General features: G+C 72.1%; 13 protein-coding genes. 2 read left to right on the top strand and 11 right to left on the bottom strand.

The genetic code is table 11. The features are described 5' to 3' along the window. Nucleotides 1-36 precede the first annotated feature (36 nt). The 8 genes from ABZU75_RS16030 to ABZU75_RS15995 all read right to left on the bottom strand — a co-directional run bounded on the left by ABZU75_RS16030 (nt 37) and on the right by ABZU75_RS15995 (nt 8,125). Entirely contained in the window at nt 37-927 is an 891-nt protein-coding gene (locus tag ABZU75_RS16030) for an ABC transporter substrate-binding protein (RefSeq protein ID WP_355554544.1), read from the bottom strand. Then, a complete protein-coding gene (locus tag ABZU75_RS16025; RefSeq protein ID WP_355554542.1) occupies nt 927-2,039 on the bottom strand; it encodes an LLM class flavin-dependent oxidoreductase in 1,113 nt (370 codons plus the stop codon). Before ABZU75_RS16025 ends, ABZU75_RS16030 begins: the two co-directional genes overlap by 1 nt. Next, nucleotides 2,029-2,907, bottom strand: coding sequence for an LLM class flavin-dependent oxidoreductase (locus ABZU75_RS16020; protein ID WP_355554540.1), 879 nt, complete (start codon nt 2,905-2,907; stop codon nt 2,029-2,031). Before ABZU75_RS16020 ends, ABZU75_RS16025 begins: the two co-directional genes overlap by 11 nt. 207 nt (nt 2,908-3,114) lie before the next feature. After that, complete coding sequence (locus ABZU75_RS16015) at nt 3,115-4,581, bottom strand: hypothetical protein (protein ID WP_355554538.1); 1,467 nt, start codon at nt 4,579-4,581, stop codon at nt 3,115-3,117. After that, a complete protein-coding gene (locus tag ABZU75_RS16010) occupies nt 4,578-5,300 on the bottom strand; it encodes an ABC transporter ATP-binding protein (protein ID WP_355554536.1) in 723 nt (240 codons plus the stop codon). The genes ABZU75_RS16015 and ABZU75_RS16010 overlap by 4 nt, the downstream gene beginning before the upstream one ends. Next, on the bottom strand, nt 5,297-6,130 hold the full coding sequence (locus ABZU75_RS16005) for an ABC transporter permease (protein ID WP_355554534.1): 834 nt from the start codon (nt 6,128-6,130) through the stop codon (nt 5,297-5,299). Before ABZU75_RS16005 ends, ABZU75_RS16010 begins: the two co-directional genes overlap by 4 nt. Next, entirely contained in the window at nt 6,127-7,143 is a 1,017-nt protein-coding gene (locus ABZU75_RS16000; RefSeq protein ID WP_355554530.1) for an ABC transporter substrate-binding protein, read from the bottom strand. Before ABZU75_RS16000 ends, ABZU75_RS16005 begins: the two co-directional genes overlap by 4 nt. Then, nucleotides 7,136-8,125 (bottom strand): ABC transporter substrate-binding protein, encoded by a 990-nt coding sequence (locus tag ABZU75_RS15995; protein WP_355554528.1) that lies wholly within the window; start codon nt 8,123-8,125, stop codon nt 7,136-7,138. Before ABZU75_RS15995 ends, ABZU75_RS16000 begins: the two co-directional genes overlap by 8 nt. Nucleotides 8,126-8,251: 126 nt before the next feature. Here ABZU75_RS15995 and ABZU75_RS15990 point away from each other — a divergent pair, with 126 nt between their 5' ends. Then, nucleotides 8,252-9,028, top strand: a complete 777-nt coding sequence (locus ABZU75_RS15990; RefSeq protein WP_355554526.1) for an IclR family transcriptional regulator — start codon at nt 8,252-8,254, stop codon at nt 9,026-9,028. A 156-nt stretch (nt 9,029-9,184) separates the two neighbouring features. Next, complete coding sequence (locus tag ABZU75_RS15985; RefSeq protein WP_355554524.1) at nt 9,185-12,403, top strand: penicillin acylase family protein; 3,219 nt, start codon at nt 9,185-9,187, stop codon at nt 12,401-12,403. Nucleotides 12,404-12,499: 96 nt separating this feature from the next. On the opposite strand, the gene ABZU75_RS15980 is transcribed toward ABZU75_RS15985, so the two are convergent. The 3 genes from ABZU75_RS15980 to ABZU75_RS15970 are packed head-to-tail and all read right to left on the bottom strand — an operon-like array spanning nt 12,500 to nt 16,928. Next, nucleotides 12,500-14,056, bottom strand: coding sequence for an IucA/IucC family protein (locus ABZU75_RS15980; RefSeq protein ID WP_355554522.1), 1,557 nt, complete (start codon nt 14,054-14,056; stop codon nt 12,500-12,502). Next, on the bottom strand, nt 14,053-15,747 hold the full coding sequence (locus ABZU75_RS15975; protein WP_355554520.1) for an IucA/IucC family protein: 1,695 nt from the start codon (nt 15,745-15,747) through the stop codon (nt 14,053-14,055). Before ABZU75_RS15975 ends, ABZU75_RS15980 begins: the two co-directional genes overlap by 4 nt. Before the next feature lie 23 nt (nt 15,748-15,770). After that, a complete protein-coding gene (locus ABZU75_RS15970) occupies nt 15,771-16,928 on the bottom strand; it encodes a siderophore biosynthesis protein (RefSeq protein ID WP_355554518.1) in 1,158 nt (385 codons plus the stop codon). Nucleotides 16,929-17,115 lie beyond the last annotated feature (187 nt).

The following is a 17,115-nucleotide window of genomic DNA, read 5'->3' as shown; positions in this document are numbered from 1 at the left end:
GAGGTGATGCGCCGGCTGCGGGATCACACCGGACGGTCAGCCCGTGACCAGTTTGCCGAGTTCGGGGAGTACCGCGTCGGTGACGGTGATCCTCTTCTCGATCAGCCCGTTGGCGTGGAAGAGGTCGGCGACGTGCTGCTGCTCGGCGACGAACTCCTCGCTGATCGGGTGCAGGCCCCACGGGCGGGTGCGCAGCGCGTGCTCCCAGGCGTCCAGGTCGCCGCCGTCGTCCTTGGCGAACAGCTCCGCAGCCGCGCGGGGGTTCTGCCGGGTCCACTCGTCGGACTCCTGGAGCGCGGAGACGATCCTGGCCAGCTCCTCGGGCTGTTCGAGGGCGAAGTCGCGGCGGGTGAACCACAGCGAGCGGTGGCTGAACAGGCCGTCGGTGGCGACCAGCTCCCGGATGGATGCCCGCTGCTCGACCCCGGTGAGGTAGGGGTAGGAGCCCACCCACGCGTCGACCTCGCCGGACAGGAACAGCTCGGCGGCGTTGTCGTAGACGTCGACCGGGACGATGTCGCTCCAGCCAAGCCCGACCCGCTCCAGGGCGAGCAGCAGCAGCGTGGTCTGCCACGAGCCGTGCCCGAGGGCGACCCGCTTGCCCTTCAGGTCTTCCAGGCTCCGGATCGGCGAGTCGTCGAGGACGACCAGGCGGCCGTTCTCGATCCGGGGTTCGGAGATCGCGACGTAGACGACGTCGTGCCCCTTGGCCTGGGCGGTCACCGGGGGTGTGGCGCCGGTGCCGATGAAGTCGTAGCCGCCGTCGAACAGGTGGTCGCTGTGCACCGACGGCAGCGCCCGGGTGGGGTCGACCCGCTCACCGGTCGGGAGGGAGCGCAGGTTCACCCACTCCACGTCGGGAAGCCCCCGGTGGCGTAGCACCCAGAGCGAGTTGTTCTGGGGGAAATATCCGACTCGGCTGGTCATCAGGACCGTCCTTTCAGCAGGGGGAGCACGTGCGTGCCCACCCGATGGGCTTCTTCCAGGTGTGGGACTCCGGCGAGGATGAGGGCGTCCACGCCGAGCCCGATCAGTTCGTCGAGCCGTTCGGCGACCTGGTGGTAGTCGCCGACCAGGCCGAAGGCGGGGCCGTCGCGCAACTCGCCGAACCCGCCCCAGACGCCTGGCGAGACCTCCAGGTCGCGGAGGTCCCCGCCGGCCGAGGCGAGGAAGGACCGGCTGCGCCGCACGCCGACCGAGTCGCCGGAGCCGGACTCCCCGCCGGAGTCGCGGGGCACCCTGGCCGCCCAGCCCCGGCGGAGCTCGTCCCACGCCTCTTCCTCGGTCTCGCGGGCGAGCACGTCCACCCGGACCGCGAACTTCGGCGGGGTGTCGCTGTGTGCGCGGACCAGGTCGAACTTCTCCGCCAGCGCGGGGTACGGCTCCAGCCAGGACAGGTAGTGGTCGGCGTGCCGCCCGGCGGCGGCGATCGCGGCGGGGGAGGAACCGGAGAAGAAGATCTCCGGGAACGGCTGCCCGGCCAGTTCCTCGGGCAGGCCCGCGTTCTCCACCTGGTAGAAGCGGCCGTGGTGGGTGTGGGAGCCGTGCCACACGCCCTTGAGCACGTCGAGGAACTCCGAGGTGCGCGCGTAGCGGTCGTCGTGGTCGATCCGGTCGCCCCACCAGAGCTGCGCGGGTCCGCCGCCGCCGGAGATGACGTTGTAGACCACCCGCCCGCCGGTGGCCCGCTGCAGGGTGGCGGTCATCCGGGCCGCCTGCACCGGGTGCAGGAACCCCGGCTGGAAGGCGATCATGAACCGGTAGGAGCCGGTCTCCCGGGCCAGGGTGGCCGCCGCGGCCCACGGGTCGTCGGTGTGCGGGAAGGACGGCAGCAGCCCGCCGACGAAGCCGGAGTCCTCGGCCGCCCTGGCCACCTCGGCCATGTAGTCGACGTGGCTGTAGCCGTCGGGGGCGCCGTCCCTGACTCCCGGCGCGAGGGCGCCTGGCAGGTCGGCGAAGCCGCCGCGGCTGCCGCCCCTGCGGCGCAGCGAGGGCTGGTCACCCTCCATGTGGATGCGCCAGTAGATGTCAACCGACATGGGTGCTCTCCTTCAGCAGCGGCAGCAGGTGCTCGCCCAGCCGGTAGGTCTCCTCAGGGCGCGGCCCGGTCTCAAGGAAGAACTCCGAGACGCCCCGGTCGGCGTACTCCCCGATCGCGGCGGCCACGGCGGCGTAGCAGCCGGTCAGCCCGGTGAAGCCGGTACGGCGGGCCGCCGCCAGCGCCTCGTCGTCGTCCTCGCGGGCCAGCACCGGCAGCCGCAGACCGTACGCCGGTCCGGGCAACCGCTCGGTCAGGGTCTCCAGGTCGTCCTGCGGTGAGAAGACGTGCACGTCGGCGTGGCGGGCGGAGAGCTCAAGCGCCTCCGGCGAGGTGCCGCCGAGGTAGACGGTCGGAAAGGCCCGTCCGGAGAGCGGGGCCGCGAAGCCGCCCCCGGCCACCTGGTAGAAGCGGCCTCGGTACTCGAAGTCCCCCTGCCAGACGCCCTTGGCGACGGTGAGGAACTCCTCGGCCCGCGCGTACCGGTCGGCTCCGGTGAGGAAGTCCCCCTGGGCCCTGGCCACCGCGGGATCGAGGTCCACCGCGAGCTGCCAGCCGAGCCGGTCGGCGGAGAAGCGCTGCAGCGAGGCCGAGAGCTTGGCCAGGTAGACCGGGGTGGCGATGCCCGGGGGGAACTCCGCGATCACCCGCAGGTGGCGTGAGTCGCGCAGCACCCCGGCGGCCGGCACCAGCGACTCCTGCCCCTCGGGATCGAAGGGCACCAGCGCGCCGGACAGCCCCGCCAGCTCGGCGGCCCGGCCCGCCGGTCCCGCCGGATCCGAGCGGGCGGGTCGTACGTCGGTGACGAAGCCGGGCAGCGCCGGCCGGGCGGCGCTCCGGGTGGGCAGCGTGACGTTGAACCTGGCCATCACGCCACCGCGCCGGGCGGAACGTCGTGCGTTCGCGTCACTGTGCTGAGTGGCACGCGGTGCGCCCATGGCACCGCGCCGAGTGGAACGTCGTGCGTCCGTGGCACCGTGCCAGGGGAAACGTCGTGTGCCCATGCCACTGTGCCGGGGCGCCGTGCCGCGTGGGAGCGTTCTCGCGGACTGGCCGGAATCGATGGGACAGCCATGTCAGATCTTTCCTAGAGGCTCGGCGGAGACGGGAAAAGGCAGCGCGGGGAGGGTGAACTCCTGCCCGGTCTCCTTCAGGAACTCGGGCGGCGGCGGGTAGCGCGGGGGAGTCGCGTCGGCGGGCAGCAGGCTGTGCCAGGGCTCCCGCGCGTCGAACTCGTCCCGGATCGCCGCCAGCGTCTCCGGCTGCTCGACCAGGGCGACCGCGGTGGCCGCCAGGTAGCGGGCGGCGGCCAGCAACCCCTGGTGGGCGATGTTCGTGCCGGTCGACGCGGTGGCCGCCCAGGAGTGGAGCGGTACGCCGAGCGGCACCACGGGCGCGACCAGGCTGAGGTGCGGGGCCTGCCAGCCGACCTCGGAGGTGTCGCTGGACGGGCCGCCGAGGTCGGTCTCCGGCGGCGGGGTGAGCGGTGCGATCCCGGTCGCGAGCCCGATCCGCGGCCTGTCGATCGCGGCCTGGAGGTGGAGGGCGAACTCGTGGTCTGAGTCGGTGAACCGGGCGGGACCCAGCTCGGACATGGTGTGATGCAGCAGCTCGGCCCCGGCCCGGTTGCCGAGCCCCTGCCGGATCGCGGTCACCAGGCGGTGCTCCAGCCGGGTCCGGCCGGCCGTGGCGGCTGCCCCGGCGCACTCGACGACCTTGTCGTACAGGGTCCTGGCGCGTTCGTGGGTCGCCTCGCGGACGTAGACCCAGACCGTCTGCACGTCGGGTGTCACGTTCGGGGCGCCGCCCCCGCTGAGGGTGTAGCTCACCCGGCCGGACGGTGAGACGTTCGCGGCGCGCAGGTGTTCGATCATGGTGGTCAGCAGCAGGGCTCCGTCCAGGCCGCTCCTGGTGCCCAGCGGGTCGGACCCGTGCCCGGCCGAGCCGAGGAAGGTGAAGGTCCCGGAGATCAGCGCGCTGGTGACGTCCCATCCGGTCGCCGTGACGGGTGCCGGATGCCAGTCCAGGAAGGCGTCGAGCCCGTCGTAGGCGCCGTCGCGCACCGCGTACGCCTTGCCGACCAGCTGTTCCTCGCCGGTGGAGGCGAAGACCTTTACGGTCGCGCGGTCGCCGAGCGCGACGGCGGCGGCGATGGCCGCGCCCGCCGACGCCGCCGCCAGCGCGTTGTGCCCGCAGCCGTGCCCCGGGCCGTACGCGGGGCCGTAGAGCGGGTCGCCCGCGTAGCTGATCGGGTCGTGGTACGGCACGCCCGCGCGCTGGGACAGACCGGGCAGCGCGTCGTACTCCACGTTGAACCCGAGCACGGGGCCGCGCCCGCCGCGGGTGGCGACGAAGGCCGCGGGGAATCCGGCGGTGCCCCACTCGATCGCGAAGCCGTACGAGCGGAGCAGGTCCGCGGTGGCCGATGCCGAGCGCCACTCGCGGAGCGACGGTTCGGCGTACGACCAGATGGTGTCCGACAGGCCGGTCAGCACGGGCTCGTTCGCACCGATCCAGTTCAGCGCGGTTTTCTCCGTGCTCACCGCGCCACTCCCACGTGTCCGGGCTCCTTGGCGGAGACCCCGAGGTCGGCGAGCAGGCGGCGGCGGAGCGCCACGAAGTCGCCGTCCACCCGGTCGCGGGGGCGGTCCAGCTCGACGGTCAGGTCGGTGACGAACGCGCCCTCGCGGAGCACGACGATCCGGTCGGCGAGCAGGATGGCCTCCTCGACGTCGTGGGTGACCAGCACCACGGCGGGGCGGTGCCTGGCGCACAGTTCGGCGATCAGGTCCTGCATGTGCAGCCTGGTCAGCGCGTCGAGCGCGGCGAACGGCTCGTCGAGCAGCAGCAGTTCGGGCTCGCGGACCAGGGCACGGGCCAGCGCGACCCGCTGCGCCTCGCCGCCGGACAGCGTCGCGGGCCAGGCGTCGGCGTGGCCGCTCAGGCCCACCTCGGCGAGTGCCGCCAGGCCCTTGGCGCGGGCGCCGCGGCCCTGCCCGAGGATCACGTTGGCCAGTGCGCGCTTGGAGGGGATCAGCCGAGGCTCCTGGAAGACGACGGTCCGCACCGGCGGGACCAGCACGGTCCCGCTCGTGGCGGCGTCCAGCCCGGCTAGGATCCGCAGCAGCGTCGTCTTGCCGGTGCCGCTGGCACCGAGCAGCGCGAGGAACTCACCGCGCCGTACCCGCAGGTCGATGCCGTCCAGTACGGCGCGGTCACCGAAGACCCTGCGCAGGCCCGTGGTCTGTACGGCCAGGCTCATCGGGCCGCCACCGCCTTCCGCCACGGCATGGTGAACCGCTCGGCCAGCCGGAGGATGACGTCGGCGGTCAGCCCGATCAGCGCGTAGAGGATGACGCAGAGGGCGAGGATGTCGGTGCGCAGGTAGTCGGTGGCCCTGGCCATCAGGTACCCCAGACCGGCGGTGACGTTGATCTCCTCGGCGGCGATCAGCGCGACCACGCTGAGCGTGGTCGACAGCCGCAGCCCGGCGAAGATCGAGGGCAGCGCGCCCGGCAGCACCACCTCCCTGGCGAGAGCGAGGCGGCCGAGCCCGAACGAGCGGGCGGCCTCCACGACCTTGCGGTCGACGTTGCGCACCCCGCTGGAGACGTTGATGTACATCGGGAAGGTGCAGGCCACGCTGATCAGCAGGATCTTGGAGGTCTCCTCGATCCCGAACCAGACCATGAACAGCGAGGTCAGCGCCAGGAACGGGATGGCACGCAGCGCCTGCATGGAGGAGTCGAGAAGCTCCTCGCCGAGCCTGCTCAGCCCGGACAGCACCCCGATGACCAGCCCGGCGGAGGCGCCGAGCAGCAGGCCGAGGCCCGCGCGGGTGAGCGAGACACCCAGTGCCTCCTGCATCTGCCCGTCGGCCCACAGCTCGCCGAAGGTTTTGACCACGTCCTGCGGACCGGCCAGCACGTCAGGGGTGATCACTCCTGATGCGGTTCCCGCGTACCAGAGCCCGACGAGCAGGACCGGGCCGAGGACGCGCAGGGCCAGGCTCGCCGCCGGATGGCGGCCGGTGTTCCTGGGCGGGTCTGGCGGGACGAGCCCCGCCGTTTCCTGTCCGGTCAGGACCGTCATGAGGCCGCGTCCGGCAGTGAGGTGACGTCGACGACGTACTGGGAGACGTCCAGCGGGGCGGTGAGGACCTTCTGGTCGAGGAAGAACTTGGCGACCTCCTGGTACTTGGCGATCTCGGCGGCGGTCACCGGCTGGGCGGGCTTGCCCTGCTTCTGGATCTGGACCACCAGGTCCTGCTGGGTGCCGGTCACGGCCTGCGGCCCGGCGGAGGTGAAGACGTTGAGGTAGGCCGCCGGGTCGGCGTTCTCCTTGGCGGTGCCCTCCTCGATGAACGCGTACAGCGCCTTCAGCACCTCGGGGTGCTTGTCGATCAGGGTGTTGGCGGCGACGTAGATGACGTAGTTGTCCGACTTGATCTCCGCCCCGCTGGCCAGGATGCGGGCGTCCAGGCTGGTCACGGCCGGGATGAGGAAGGTGGAGAAGGTCGACCAGGCGTCCACCTTGCCGGAGCCGAAGACCGGCGCCGTCTGCGGCGGGGCCAGGTAGACCCGCTTGACCTTCTCGACCGGCACGTTGAACGTCTGCAGCGCCTTGAGGAGCAGGTACTCGCTGGTGCCGCCGTGGCCGACCGCCACGGTGTGCCCGGCGAGGTCGGCCACGGACTTGATCGGGGAGTCCTTCTTGACCACGATCCCCTCGCCCGCGAGGTCAGGCGGGACGGTGGCGAAGATCTTGAAGCTGGGCTTGACGGCCAGCGCCGTGACGCCCGAGGTGATCGAGCCGACGGCGATGTCGAGCGACCCGGCGTTGATGGCCTGCGCCGCCGGAGCGAAGACGGAGAAGTCTCCGGCCCACTGGACCTTCGCGTTCACCTTGGCCAGGGCGGCGTCGAGGCTGCCGTCCTTCTTCGCCACCGCCAGGAAGCCGCTGTTGCCCGGATCGGAGATCCGCACCACCACCGGCTCGGCCTTGGCATCCGGCGCGGCGGCGGCCGAGGTGTTCGCCGAGGGAGTGGAGCCGCACGCGACCAGCAGGGCGAGGGGGAGCGCGGCGGCCAGGGCGAGTCTACGCATGGGATTCTCCGTGGGATCGGGCATTGGCGAGCGGGGTGTGGTCGGCCCAGGTGGCGACGTCCACCGCCGACTCCAGGAAGCCGTGGCCGCGCAGGAACCGCTCCTGCTCGGCGAGCAACTCCAGGCGCTCCGCGGACAGGTCGAGGTGGAGGGAGGCGCCGGAGTGGTAGGCGCCGGCCACTCCCGCCGAGCCCGCGCCGGTCTCGGCGCCCAGGATCCTGGTGACGTCGGCCGGGTGGTCCGCGGCCCAGTCGGCCGCCCGCAGGAGCACCGCGAGGAACCGGGTGACCAGGTCGGGGCGCTCGTCGAGCAGCCGCTGGTGGACGGTGATGGGGCGCGGCGTCCCGTTGTTGATCCGCGCCCGCCGGTCGGGAACGGCGTCGAGGTCGACCGCCACCTCGGCGTTGTGGCGCAGGGCCGCCTCGACGGCGAGCGCGCCCTTGACATAGACCGCGTCGACCTCGCCGCGGGCCAGGGCGGCCAGCTCGGCCTCCCACTGCCCGCCGCCCGGGGTGGCCTCGACGTCCACCGGGTCCGCGTCGCCCAGGTCGAGTCCGGCCAGGGAGAGTGCCCCCCGGAAGCCCTGTAGCGCCATGGCCCGCCAGAAGTCGATGGCGAGGCGGTGCCGGGGGACGGCCAGACGTAGACCCTTGAGCTGCTCCGGGCTCTCCAGACCACTGCCGCCGCGGACCAGGATGACCTGGCGCTCCTCGATCCAGGTCAGGCCGATGAGCCGGGTGGCCTCGCCGCGCGAGCGGGCCCAGAGCGCGGGGACGTTCCCGCCCTCGCGGAACAGGCCGGTCAGCTCGTGGGTGAAGTGGTGGTCGGCGGAGACGTCGGCCGTCGCGTCCTGCAGGGACCGGACGCCGATCCCGTCGGGTGCGAACTCCTCGGTGAGCCAGCCCCGGTCGGCGGCGACACCGGTCGCGGTGGGCACCGGACACCGGGTGAACCAGATCGTGTCTGGCGCAGCTGTGGTCATGCGAAAGAGTTTGCTAGTAAATTGGTAGGAAATGCAAAGTATGTCCCGCGATGCGGGAAACCTTTGCGCCGCTGACCGCCGCTACCTGCTCATATCCCTCCCCACCCGAGAGAAGGAGATTCCCGCATGACGGCATCGAGCCGCGTGGACGGTGTCCAGTCGGTCCTGCGGGCGGTCGGGATACTCAACTGCTTCCGCGAGGGCGAGCCCGCGCTGACCGTCTCGGAGCTCGCCCGGCGGACGGACCTGTCCACCTCCACCGCGCACCGGCTGGCCCGCAGCCTGCTCGACACCGGATTCCTGGAACAGGACACCGAGACCGCCTGCTACCGGCTGGGTCCTTCGATCACCGAACTTGGCCAGCTCTCCTTCCATCGGCGCGGCCTGCACAAGGTCGCCCCGGAGCTGGGGCAACTCGCCCGTGTCACCTCGGCCACCGTGGATCTGGCGGTCCGCAACGGCCCGCACGCGGTCATCCTGGTCGGGGGTTCCCTCAACCCCGACCGGGGAGTCGGCCTGCACCGCCCGCTCCACTCGACGGCGCTCGGCAAGGTCCTGCTCGCCTGGGCGCCGCCGGGGAACGGCGACCTCGCCGCGCTCGGCCCGCTCCAGGCCCAGACCCAGCGGACGATCATCGACCACGCCGCCCTCCGCGCCGAGCTGGACCAGGTGCGCCAGAGTGGCCACGCTCTCAACGACGGAGAGTCCTCGGAGGGCGTCCGCACCGTCGCGGTCCCCGTTCTGGACCGCGCCGACCGTGCCCGCTACGCCCTCGCCGTACGGGCGACGCCCCGGCTCATCAGCGACGCGCGAATCCCCTGGTTCGTCAAGCAGGCCCGCGCCTGCGCCCGCGTCCTGGAGGTGCTCCTGCTGCCTCCCGCCGAACGCCGCTGGCACTCGTGATCCGGCGGGCACGGCACCCCGGTTTCGACCGGCCGCACTGACGGCGAGTCATGAACCGGCGCAGACGATTATCACACCGGCCATTGATTCGCCGTTGGTCCGGAACGTATGTTCCTAGCAACATCCGAGTATGCCTCATGTTTTAGGGATTCTCCTATGCATGCACGTCTCAGGCGGACGATCACGGCGGCCTCCGCGCTGCTGATGGCCCTCGCGCTGACATCCCCCCTCGTACCGGCATCCGCATCCGTACCGACGTCCGCGGTCACGGCCGCGGCGGCCTACCCTCCCGACGACTACTGCCTCGGCGAGTGCGTCGACATCCTGCCCCCGGGCCAGAACGGCAACGCGACCCTGGCCGGGATCCTGGCCCACCAGTCACTGGGGACGAAGCCCAAGCACAGCGACGACCAGCTCGGCAAGTACGCCAACCTCCTCTCCGGCCACACCGGCCTGACCAACGACCAGATCGCCAACTTCTTCAACGACGCCTCGTTCGGCGTCCCCGAGGGGCAGGTGGAGAGCACCATCAGCCCCCGCTCGGACGTGACGATCGTCCGTGACAAGGCGACCGGCACCCCGCACATCACCGGGACCACCCGCGAGGGCACGATGTTCGGCGCCGGGTACGCGGGCGCGCAGAACCGCCTCTGGGTGATGGACCTGATGCGGCACGTCGGCCGGGGCGAGCTGACCTCGTTCGCCGGAGGCGCGCCGGGCAACCGGGAACTGGAGCAGAGCGCCTGGCGCAACGCCCCGTACACCGAGGCGGACCTGCAGGCGCAGATCACCAGGCTCAGGAACGCCAGCCCCCGGGGCGCGCAGCTCTACACCGACGTCGAGCACTACATAGCCGGCATCAACGCCTACATCGACACCTGCATGGCCAACCGGGACTGCCCCGGTGAGTACGTGCTGACCGGGCACATGGACGCGATCACCAACGCGGGCGGCCCGGTGAAGTTCACCATGACCGACCTGGTGGCGATCTCCGGTGTCATCGGCGGTCTGTTCGGCGGCGGCGGCGGTGCGGAGATGCAGTCCGCGCTGGTCCGGGTCGCGGCCCGCGCCAAGTACGGCACGACGATCGGCGACCAGGTCTGGTCGGCGTTCCGCGCGCAGAACGACCCGGAGACGACGCTCACCCTGCACGACGGCCAGAGCTTCCCCGCAGGGAACGCGCCCGCCGGAGCCACCGGAGTCGTCCTCCCCGACCCGTCGACGGCGCCGGTGAACATCGTCGAGAACAGGACCGGATCGGCCACCACCCCGGCCTCGGCCCTGACCGCCAAGGGCATGCTGGACGGGCTGCTCGTCGACAACTCCAAGCCGGGCATGTCCAACGCCGTGGTGGTCTCGGCGGCCAAGTCGAAGACCGGGCACCCGGTCGCGGTGTTCGGCCCGCAGACCGGCTACTTCGCCCCCCAGCTGCTCATGCTCCAGGAACTCTCCGGCCCCGGCATCCGGGCGCGCGGCGCGGCCTTCGCCGGACTCAACCTCTACGTGCTGCTCGGCAGGGGCACCGACTACGCCTGGAGCGCGACCTCCAGCGGCCAGGACATCACCGACACCTACGCCCTGCAGCTCTGCGAGCCCGGCGGCGGCGCGGCCACCGTCGCGTCGAACCACTACCTCTACCGGGGCGTCTGCACCGCGATGGAGACGCTGCGCAAGACCAACTCCTGGAAGCCCACGGTCGCCGACTCCACCCCCGCCGGCTCGTACGACCTGGTGATCCAGCGCACCAAGTACGGGCTGGTGAGCTGGCGCGGCACGGTCGGCGGGCAGCCCACCGCCTTCACCGCGCTGCGGTCGACCTACCACCACGAGGTCGACTCGGCGATCGGCTTCCAGATGTTCAACGACCCGGCCGCCATGGGCGACGCGACGGCTTTCAAGAACTCGGCCGCCACCATCGGCTTCGCGTTCAACTGGTTCTACGTCAACTCCACCGACTCGGCGTACTTCATGTCGGGCAGCACCCCGGTCAGGTCCTCGGTCTCCGACCCGAACCTGCCGATGACCGCCGACGCGGCCCATGAGTGGGCGGGCTACGACCCGGCCACCAACAGCGCGACCTACACCGCTCCCGCCACCCATCCGCAGGCGGTCAACCAGGACTACTTCGTCAGCTGGAACAACAAGCAGGCCAAGGACTACGGCGCCGCGGACGGCAACTTCAGCTTCGGGCCGGTCCACCGGGCCGACCTGCTGGACGCCCCGATCAAGGCGGCCCTGACCGGAAGCGGCAAGCTCGACCAGGCCGGCACCGTGAAGATCATGGCGGAGGCCGGCGTGACCGACCTGCGGGGCAAGAAGGTGCTGCCCGACCTGCTCCGGGTGATCAACAGCACCGCGGTGACCGACCCGGCCCTCGCCTCCGCGGTCTCCAGGCTCTCCGCCTGGACGTCGTCGGGTTCCAGGCGGCTGGAGACCTCGCCGGGCAGCAAGGCCTACGCCCATGCCGACGCGATCCGCGCGTTCGACTCGTGGTGGCCCAGGCTGGTCCGCGCGCAGTTCAAGCCGGGACTGGGGGACGGCCTGTACCAGTCGCTGGTCAACGCCCTCCAGATCAACGAGTCTCCCTCGGGCCATCAGCAGGGCGACCAGTCCACCCTGCCCACCTCCGCGAACGAGGCTCAGGCGCACAAGGGCTCGGCGTTCCAGTACGGCTGGTGGGGCTATGTGAGCAAGGACCTCAGGAGCGTGCTCGGTGACCAGGTCACCGGGCCGCTGCCCGCCAGGTACTGCGGGGACGGCACGGTGGCCGGCTGCCGCACCGTCCTGCTGAACAGCCTGTCGGAGGCGCTCGCCGAGCCCGCGGCGACGACCTACCCCGGAGACGACGTATGCGCGGCGGGCAACCAGTGGTGCGCCGACGCCGTCGAGCAGTCGCCGCTCGGCGGGATCACGCACTCGCTGATCTCCTGGCAGAACCGGCCGACCTACCAGCAGGTCCTGTCCTTCCCGGCCCGCCGGGGCGACGCGATCACCAACCTGGCGGAGGGGAGGACGGCCAAGTCGTCGAGCAACCAGCTCCTCTACCCGGCGAGCAGGGCCGTCGACGGCAACCCGACGACCCGCTGGTCGAGCTCGTCCAGCGACAACCAGTACCTCCAGGTCGACCTCGGTTCCGCCACGACCGTGGGCAGGGTCATCCTGCGCTGGGAGGCGGCCTACGGGGCCGCGTACTCGATCCAGACCTCGACCGACGGCTCCACCTGGACCACCGTCTACTCCACCACCGCCGGAAACGGCGGTGTGGACAACGTGACGTTCACCCCGACCACCGCCCGCCACGTCCGCATGCAGGGCGTCACGCGCGGGACGACGTACGGCTACTCCCTCTACGAGCTGGAGGTCTACCCCCGATAAGGCACGCCCTGAGGTAGCGGACGGGGACGGCGGTGGACCACCACCGCCGCCCCCTCCGCCGGTCCGAGAGCCGGATCCCGCCGGGAGGCGCGCTCCTCAGATCGCGGCCAGCGGGTTGGCGACCGGCACGTACCCCGCGGCGCGGTCCGCCGACCGCGCCCACCTGACCGACAGGTTGGCCTTGGCGGGCAGCGGCGCCCCCGCCAGCAGGTCCGACAGCGGCCGGGGCCACCCCCGCGACTCCGCGTACCCCGCCAGGACCTTCCCGGCCACCGCCCACAGCTCCCGCGCGGGCCCGGCCCCGGAAAGGGAGGCGGCGATCTCGGCGAGATGGTTGACCATCAGGCAGTAGACCACCCGGCTCCAGCCGGCCTCCGCGTCGTAGGTGAGGGCCTCGGCGACCCGGGCCGGCAGGCCGGACAGGTCGTGCCGCCCGGCGACGAGCTTCGTGCCCTCCATGTCGCGGAAGACCGCCTCCACCGGCAGCCCCTCCGTGTCCACCCCGATCAGCACGTTCTGCAGGTGAGGTTCGAGCACCACACCGTGGCCGAGGTAGGCGTCGAGCACCGGCAGCGCCACCCGCTCCACGTACGCCCGCCACCAGCGCACCGGATCGGCGGCCGTCACCTGCCGCCCGGCGGCCAGTGTGCCGCTCAGCAGGGGGGTCACCCCGGGTCTGCAGACCGACCACGGGCTGACCCGGACGATGACGCCGAGCCCCTCAAACAGCCGGGTGCCCAGCTCGGCGGAGCGGTAGCCGGGTTCGGGCAGCCAGCGGGTGCCGGGGAAGGTCGCGGACAGCTCTCCGAACATCGGTCCGAGACGGCGGCTCAGCTCGACCGCGCCCGCCAGCTCGTACCAGGAGTTCTTCCGCAGGCAGTTGGTGATCCGCACGTCCAGGCTGAACTTCAGGCACCGGTCGATCAGCGGCTCGTAGACGGTACGGACCGACGAGGTGGGAACCGCCATCCGGGTACTGTTCCCCAGGTCGAGAAGCCGGCCGTCGGCCAGCGGCGCGGCCAGGTCGGCCGAGAGCAGCTCCAGCTGCCACGGGTGCGCGGGCAGCAGCGAGTAACCGGGCGGCGCCGCTCCGAGCGCGTCGAGCGAGCCGGCCTCGCCCGCCTCCGCCAGCACGTCGTCCCTGACCCCGAGCAGCCGCAGCGGAAAACTCGCGTGCGCCTCGGGCGCGTAGCGCAGCCAGTCCGCGCCGCCGCGCGCCTTCGGGCTGGGGTGGAACGGGTGACCGAAGACCAGCGCCTGCTCCGAGGCCAGCCACGGGTCGGCGGGGGGCGGCACGTCCCGCCGGGCCGCGAGCAGCGCCGCCATGGCGTCCCTGCTCGCGGCCACCTGGACGGCGAACTCGTCGTTGCCCTCGCCGAGCTCGGTCTCCACCAGCCGGACGAGCAGGTCCGCCGAGAGCGGCTGCCAGGAGTCGTTCTCCAGCCACTCGGCCCGCCCCTCGAAGCGCAGCGCGAGCCCGCCGTGCGCGCGGGCCCGCAGCAGGGTGTCCGCGACACGCAGCAACACGTACGGCTCGTCGTGCCTGACCTGCCCGCGAGGTCCCGAGATCTCCCGCACGCAACAGCGCAGCAGCGCCGCCAGTGAAGCCTCCTCGGCGACGGCTGCGGGGGAGTCGAGGGCGAGGCTGGTCATGGCGTCCTTCTGGTGATCGCGGCCGGTGTGGCCTGGGGCTGCTGGCGGAGGTAGTTCGGCCCGCTCGTGCCGTAGAACTTGTTCACATCCCGCGCGCCGGTGCGCGCCTTGTCCACCAGGGTCCCGGCGGTGACCATCGACTTGCCGACGAGCCTGGCGGCGTCCAGGGTCCTGGCCCGCAGCAGCCTGGCCATCGGGTTCTCCCCGTACTCGTCGAGCGCTCCGGCGAGCGCGTCGCGGACCAGCTCGGAGGCCCGCGGCGACGGCAGCGCGCCGAACGCCACGGCGGCGGCCGCCAGGTGCAGGGTGATGGTCACGAACATGTCGGCGAGCGCGTGCGGGTCGTCGGTCAGCATCCGCGCGTCCGTGAAGTCCGGGACCGGGAGGCCGGCACCTCTCAGCAGGTCGGGTGAGGTCAGCAACCCGTCGTTGTCCTTGACGAGCAGCCGCACGACACTTTCGCCCGTGGTGTCGGTGTCGAACACCAGCGAGAGGTTCTGCTGGTGGGCCTCGAGCGCGGTGCCGTACCTGACGAAGAGCCGCACGTGGAAGCGGAACAGCACCCGCAGGTACCGGGCGAGCAGACCGGCGACATCCCCGCCGAACCACCGTCCGGCGAGACCCTCCACGACCAGGCCGCCCCCGGGCAGCGGCGCCGCCAGCGCCGCGACGGAGACGACCTCCCCCACGGGCTGGCGGCGCAGCAGCCAGCCCAGATACTCGTGCCCGGCGTGCCCGTACGTCTGCTCGTCGGCCAGCAGCACCTCGGGATCCGGCATTGCCCGCAGCAGCAGCTCGGCCCGCGCCCCGTCGGCCAGCGTGCCGGGCTTGATCGACCTCCGGTTGCGCAGCCCGAGGGTGCTGGTGGCCAGCGGCAGCTTCAGGTGCGCGCCCGGGGCGATCTCGACGGTGCGCATCGACAGCGTGGGCCTGACCTGCAGATACGGCTGAGGGGCCACGGTCGCCCACGGAATCTCCTCGACGCGGGGGACCGTCAGCGGGTGCACGGGGAACAGCGCGTGCGTCCCGGCGAGACTCCCCGCCAGCCCGACGGCACGGAACCCGGGTGCCCCCGGCATCTCGGCCCCGGTGAGCCGCTCCCGGGGAACCGCGGCCCAGCGCAGCTCGAAGGCGGGCGCGAACTCCGGCGCGTACGCGGTCAGTTCCTCGTCGGACAGGCCGATCCGGCACCGGGCCGTCGGGTAGACGGGGTGATCGACGAACGCGGCCAGCGTCTCGTACCACACGCTGTCGCGTCCGCCACCGGTTCCCGTCGTGCCCGTGGTGCCGGACGTGGCGGCGGCCAGTCTGGCGAGTACCTCTTCGTGGTGGAGGTCGTGCAGGTCGAGGGCGCGCAGTGCCTCGTGGCACTCCCTGGCGAACGACTCGACCCCGGCCGCGTCGGCGGGGTCGGAGACCTCCCGCAGCGTGTGCAGGACCTCCCGCAGGCGGAGCGCCTCCTGCGGGGCCGCGACGAAGTCCTGGAACAGCGAGCCGGGGACCAGCCGCACCCGCCTGCCCCCCGGCAGGACCAGCGCGACGCCGTCCTTGCCGTGGGTCACCCGCCTGGCCAGGCCGCCGTAGTCCTCGCGCAGCAGCGCGTTCAGCACCCGGACGGCGAGGTACGGCTCCCGCCCGCGCACCGAACCTCCGCCGATGCCGGGGCCGTCCACGGTTCCCTGACCGGTCACACGTCGGTTCGCGGGTCCCCGGCTCATGCGATCACCCACGGGTTCTCCGCCCTGAAGGCCGCGACGGCGGCGTCCACGCCCGCCCGGTCGGGCCCGGTCGCGCGGACGATGCCCAGGTAGTCGCGGTTGGTGTTGCTCCGGTCGATCCGGTCGCCCACGGCGCGCAGCGGCCGGTGCCAGATCCGGACCGGGTCGCCGGAGGCGGGGACGACGGTCCCGGGAGCCTCCACCACGGTCCCCGAGCGATCGGCGACCAGGCTCAGCGCGGTCCCGTGCCCCCGCACCGGGGCGAGGTCCGCCGGCCCCATCCCGAGATGCGTCCCGAGGACGAGCTCGAACAGGGGCACCTGGAGCAGGCTCGCCAGCAGGAAGTCGCAGTGGTCGCCGATCACCCGGTAGTTGACCTCGACGATCCGTGGTCCGGCCAGGGTCATCACGTACTCGGTGTGGCAGGCCCCGAACCCCACCCGGAGTGCCTCCAGCGCCCGCAGCACGTGGTCGCGGCCGGGAGGCGGCTCCCAGTCGAGCCGTTCCTCCACGAAGTGCGGCAGCGGCCCGAGAGTGGTGCGGAAACCGCCGAGCACCCTGATCCGCTCGCCGTCGCCGAGCGTCTCCATCGTGTGCAGGGGGCCGTCGAGATACTCCTCCACGACCAGCGTCTCCGCCGGCCGCCTGCCCCTGATGGACAGGACGGCCGCCGCGAGCTCGCCCGCGTCGTGGACCAGCACGACGTCCTCGCTGGCCACGCCCTCGCACGGTTTCACGACCGCGGGGAAGGGCAGGTCCGCGACCGGCGGGTCGGCCGGTGCCAGCCGCGCGGTACGGACGGTCTCGACCCCGGCCGCGGCCAGCCGCCGCCGGGTGAGCGCCTTGTTCTTGGTGTCGACGCAGGCCCGCCAGTCCTTGCCGGGGAGTCCGAAGTACGCGGCGGCGAGTGCGGTCTCCGCCTGGATGTGGTCGGAGTTCGAGAAGATCGCGTCCGGGGTGCGGTGGTGCGCGACGGTGTCGATCACCGCCCGCGCGTCGCGCACGTCGCAACGGAGCACCTCCGCTCCATGGTCACGGTACTGTTCCGGCCGGTCGGTGAGGATCGTGACCTCGCACCCGAGTGCGCGTGCCGCCGGGAGGAAGCCGTCGGTGACCGAGTCCGTCGGTTTCAGCGCGGTGAGGTACAGCCGCAATGCAGGAACCCCCGATATCAGGTAAGGCTAACCTAACTCGGTGCATCCTAGCGGGATGGAGATCATCGCGCCGGGATGATCGGTCTATTGACCGTATACGTCCGTGTCGTCAAAAGACGGGGTCTTTTCCGGAGGGCCTCCGGCCAGGGGGGACGCCGTCGGCCCTGTGCGGCTCCGCGTTCCGGCG

The organism is Streptosporangium sp. NPDC005286, from assembly GCF_040607515.1.
GTDB lineage: Bacteria > Actinomycetota > Actinomycetes > Streptosporangiales > Streptosporangiaceae > Streptosporangium.
Note: the sequence above shows the minus strand (reverse complement) of the source record. Positions and strands in the feature narration are given on the sequence as shown.

Bases quoted from the DNA above. Each gene is read 5' to 3' on its own strand.
- ABZU75_RS15985 (WP_355554524.1), top strand. From the start codon at position 9,185: ATGCATGCACGTCTCAGGCGGACGATCACGGCGGCCTCCGCGCTGCTG.
- ABZU75_RS16000 (WP_355554530.1), bottom strand. From the start codon at position 7,143: ATGCGTAGACTCGCCCTGGCCGCCGCGCTCCCCCTCGCCCTGCTGGTC.
- ABZU75_RS16010 (WP_355554536.1), bottom strand. From the start codon at position 5,300: ATGAGCCTGGCCGTACAGACCACGGGCCTGCGCAGGGTCTTCGGTGAC.
- ABZU75_RS15995 (WP_355554528.1), bottom strand. From the start codon at position 8,125: ATGACCACAGCTGCGCCAGACACGATCTGGTTCACCCGGTGTCCGGTG.
- ABZU75_RS16005 (WP_355554534.1), bottom strand. From the start codon at position 6,130: ATGACGGTCCTGACCGGACAGGAAACGGCGGGGCTCGTCCCGCCAGAC.
- ABZU75_RS16020 (WP_355554540.1), bottom strand. From the start codon at position 2,907: ATGGCCAGGTTCAACGTCACGCTGCCCACCCGGAGCGCCGCCCGGCCG.
- ABZU75_RS15980 (WP_355554522.1), bottom strand. From the start codon at position 14,056: ATGACCAGCCTCGCCCTCGACTCCCCCGCAGCCGTCGCCGAGGAGGCT.
- ABZU75_RS16030 (WP_355554544.1), bottom strand. From the start codon at position 927: ATGACCAGCCGAGTCGGATATTTCCCCCAGAACAACTCGCTCTGGGTG.
- ABZU75_RS16025 (WP_355554542.1), bottom strand. From the start codon at position 2,039: ATGTCGGTTGACATCTACTGGCGCATCCACATGGAGGGTGACCAGCCC.
- ABZU75_RS15990 (WP_355554526.1), top strand. From the start codon at position 8,252: ATGACGGCATCGAGCCGCGTGGACGGTGTCCAGTCGGTCCTGCGGGCG.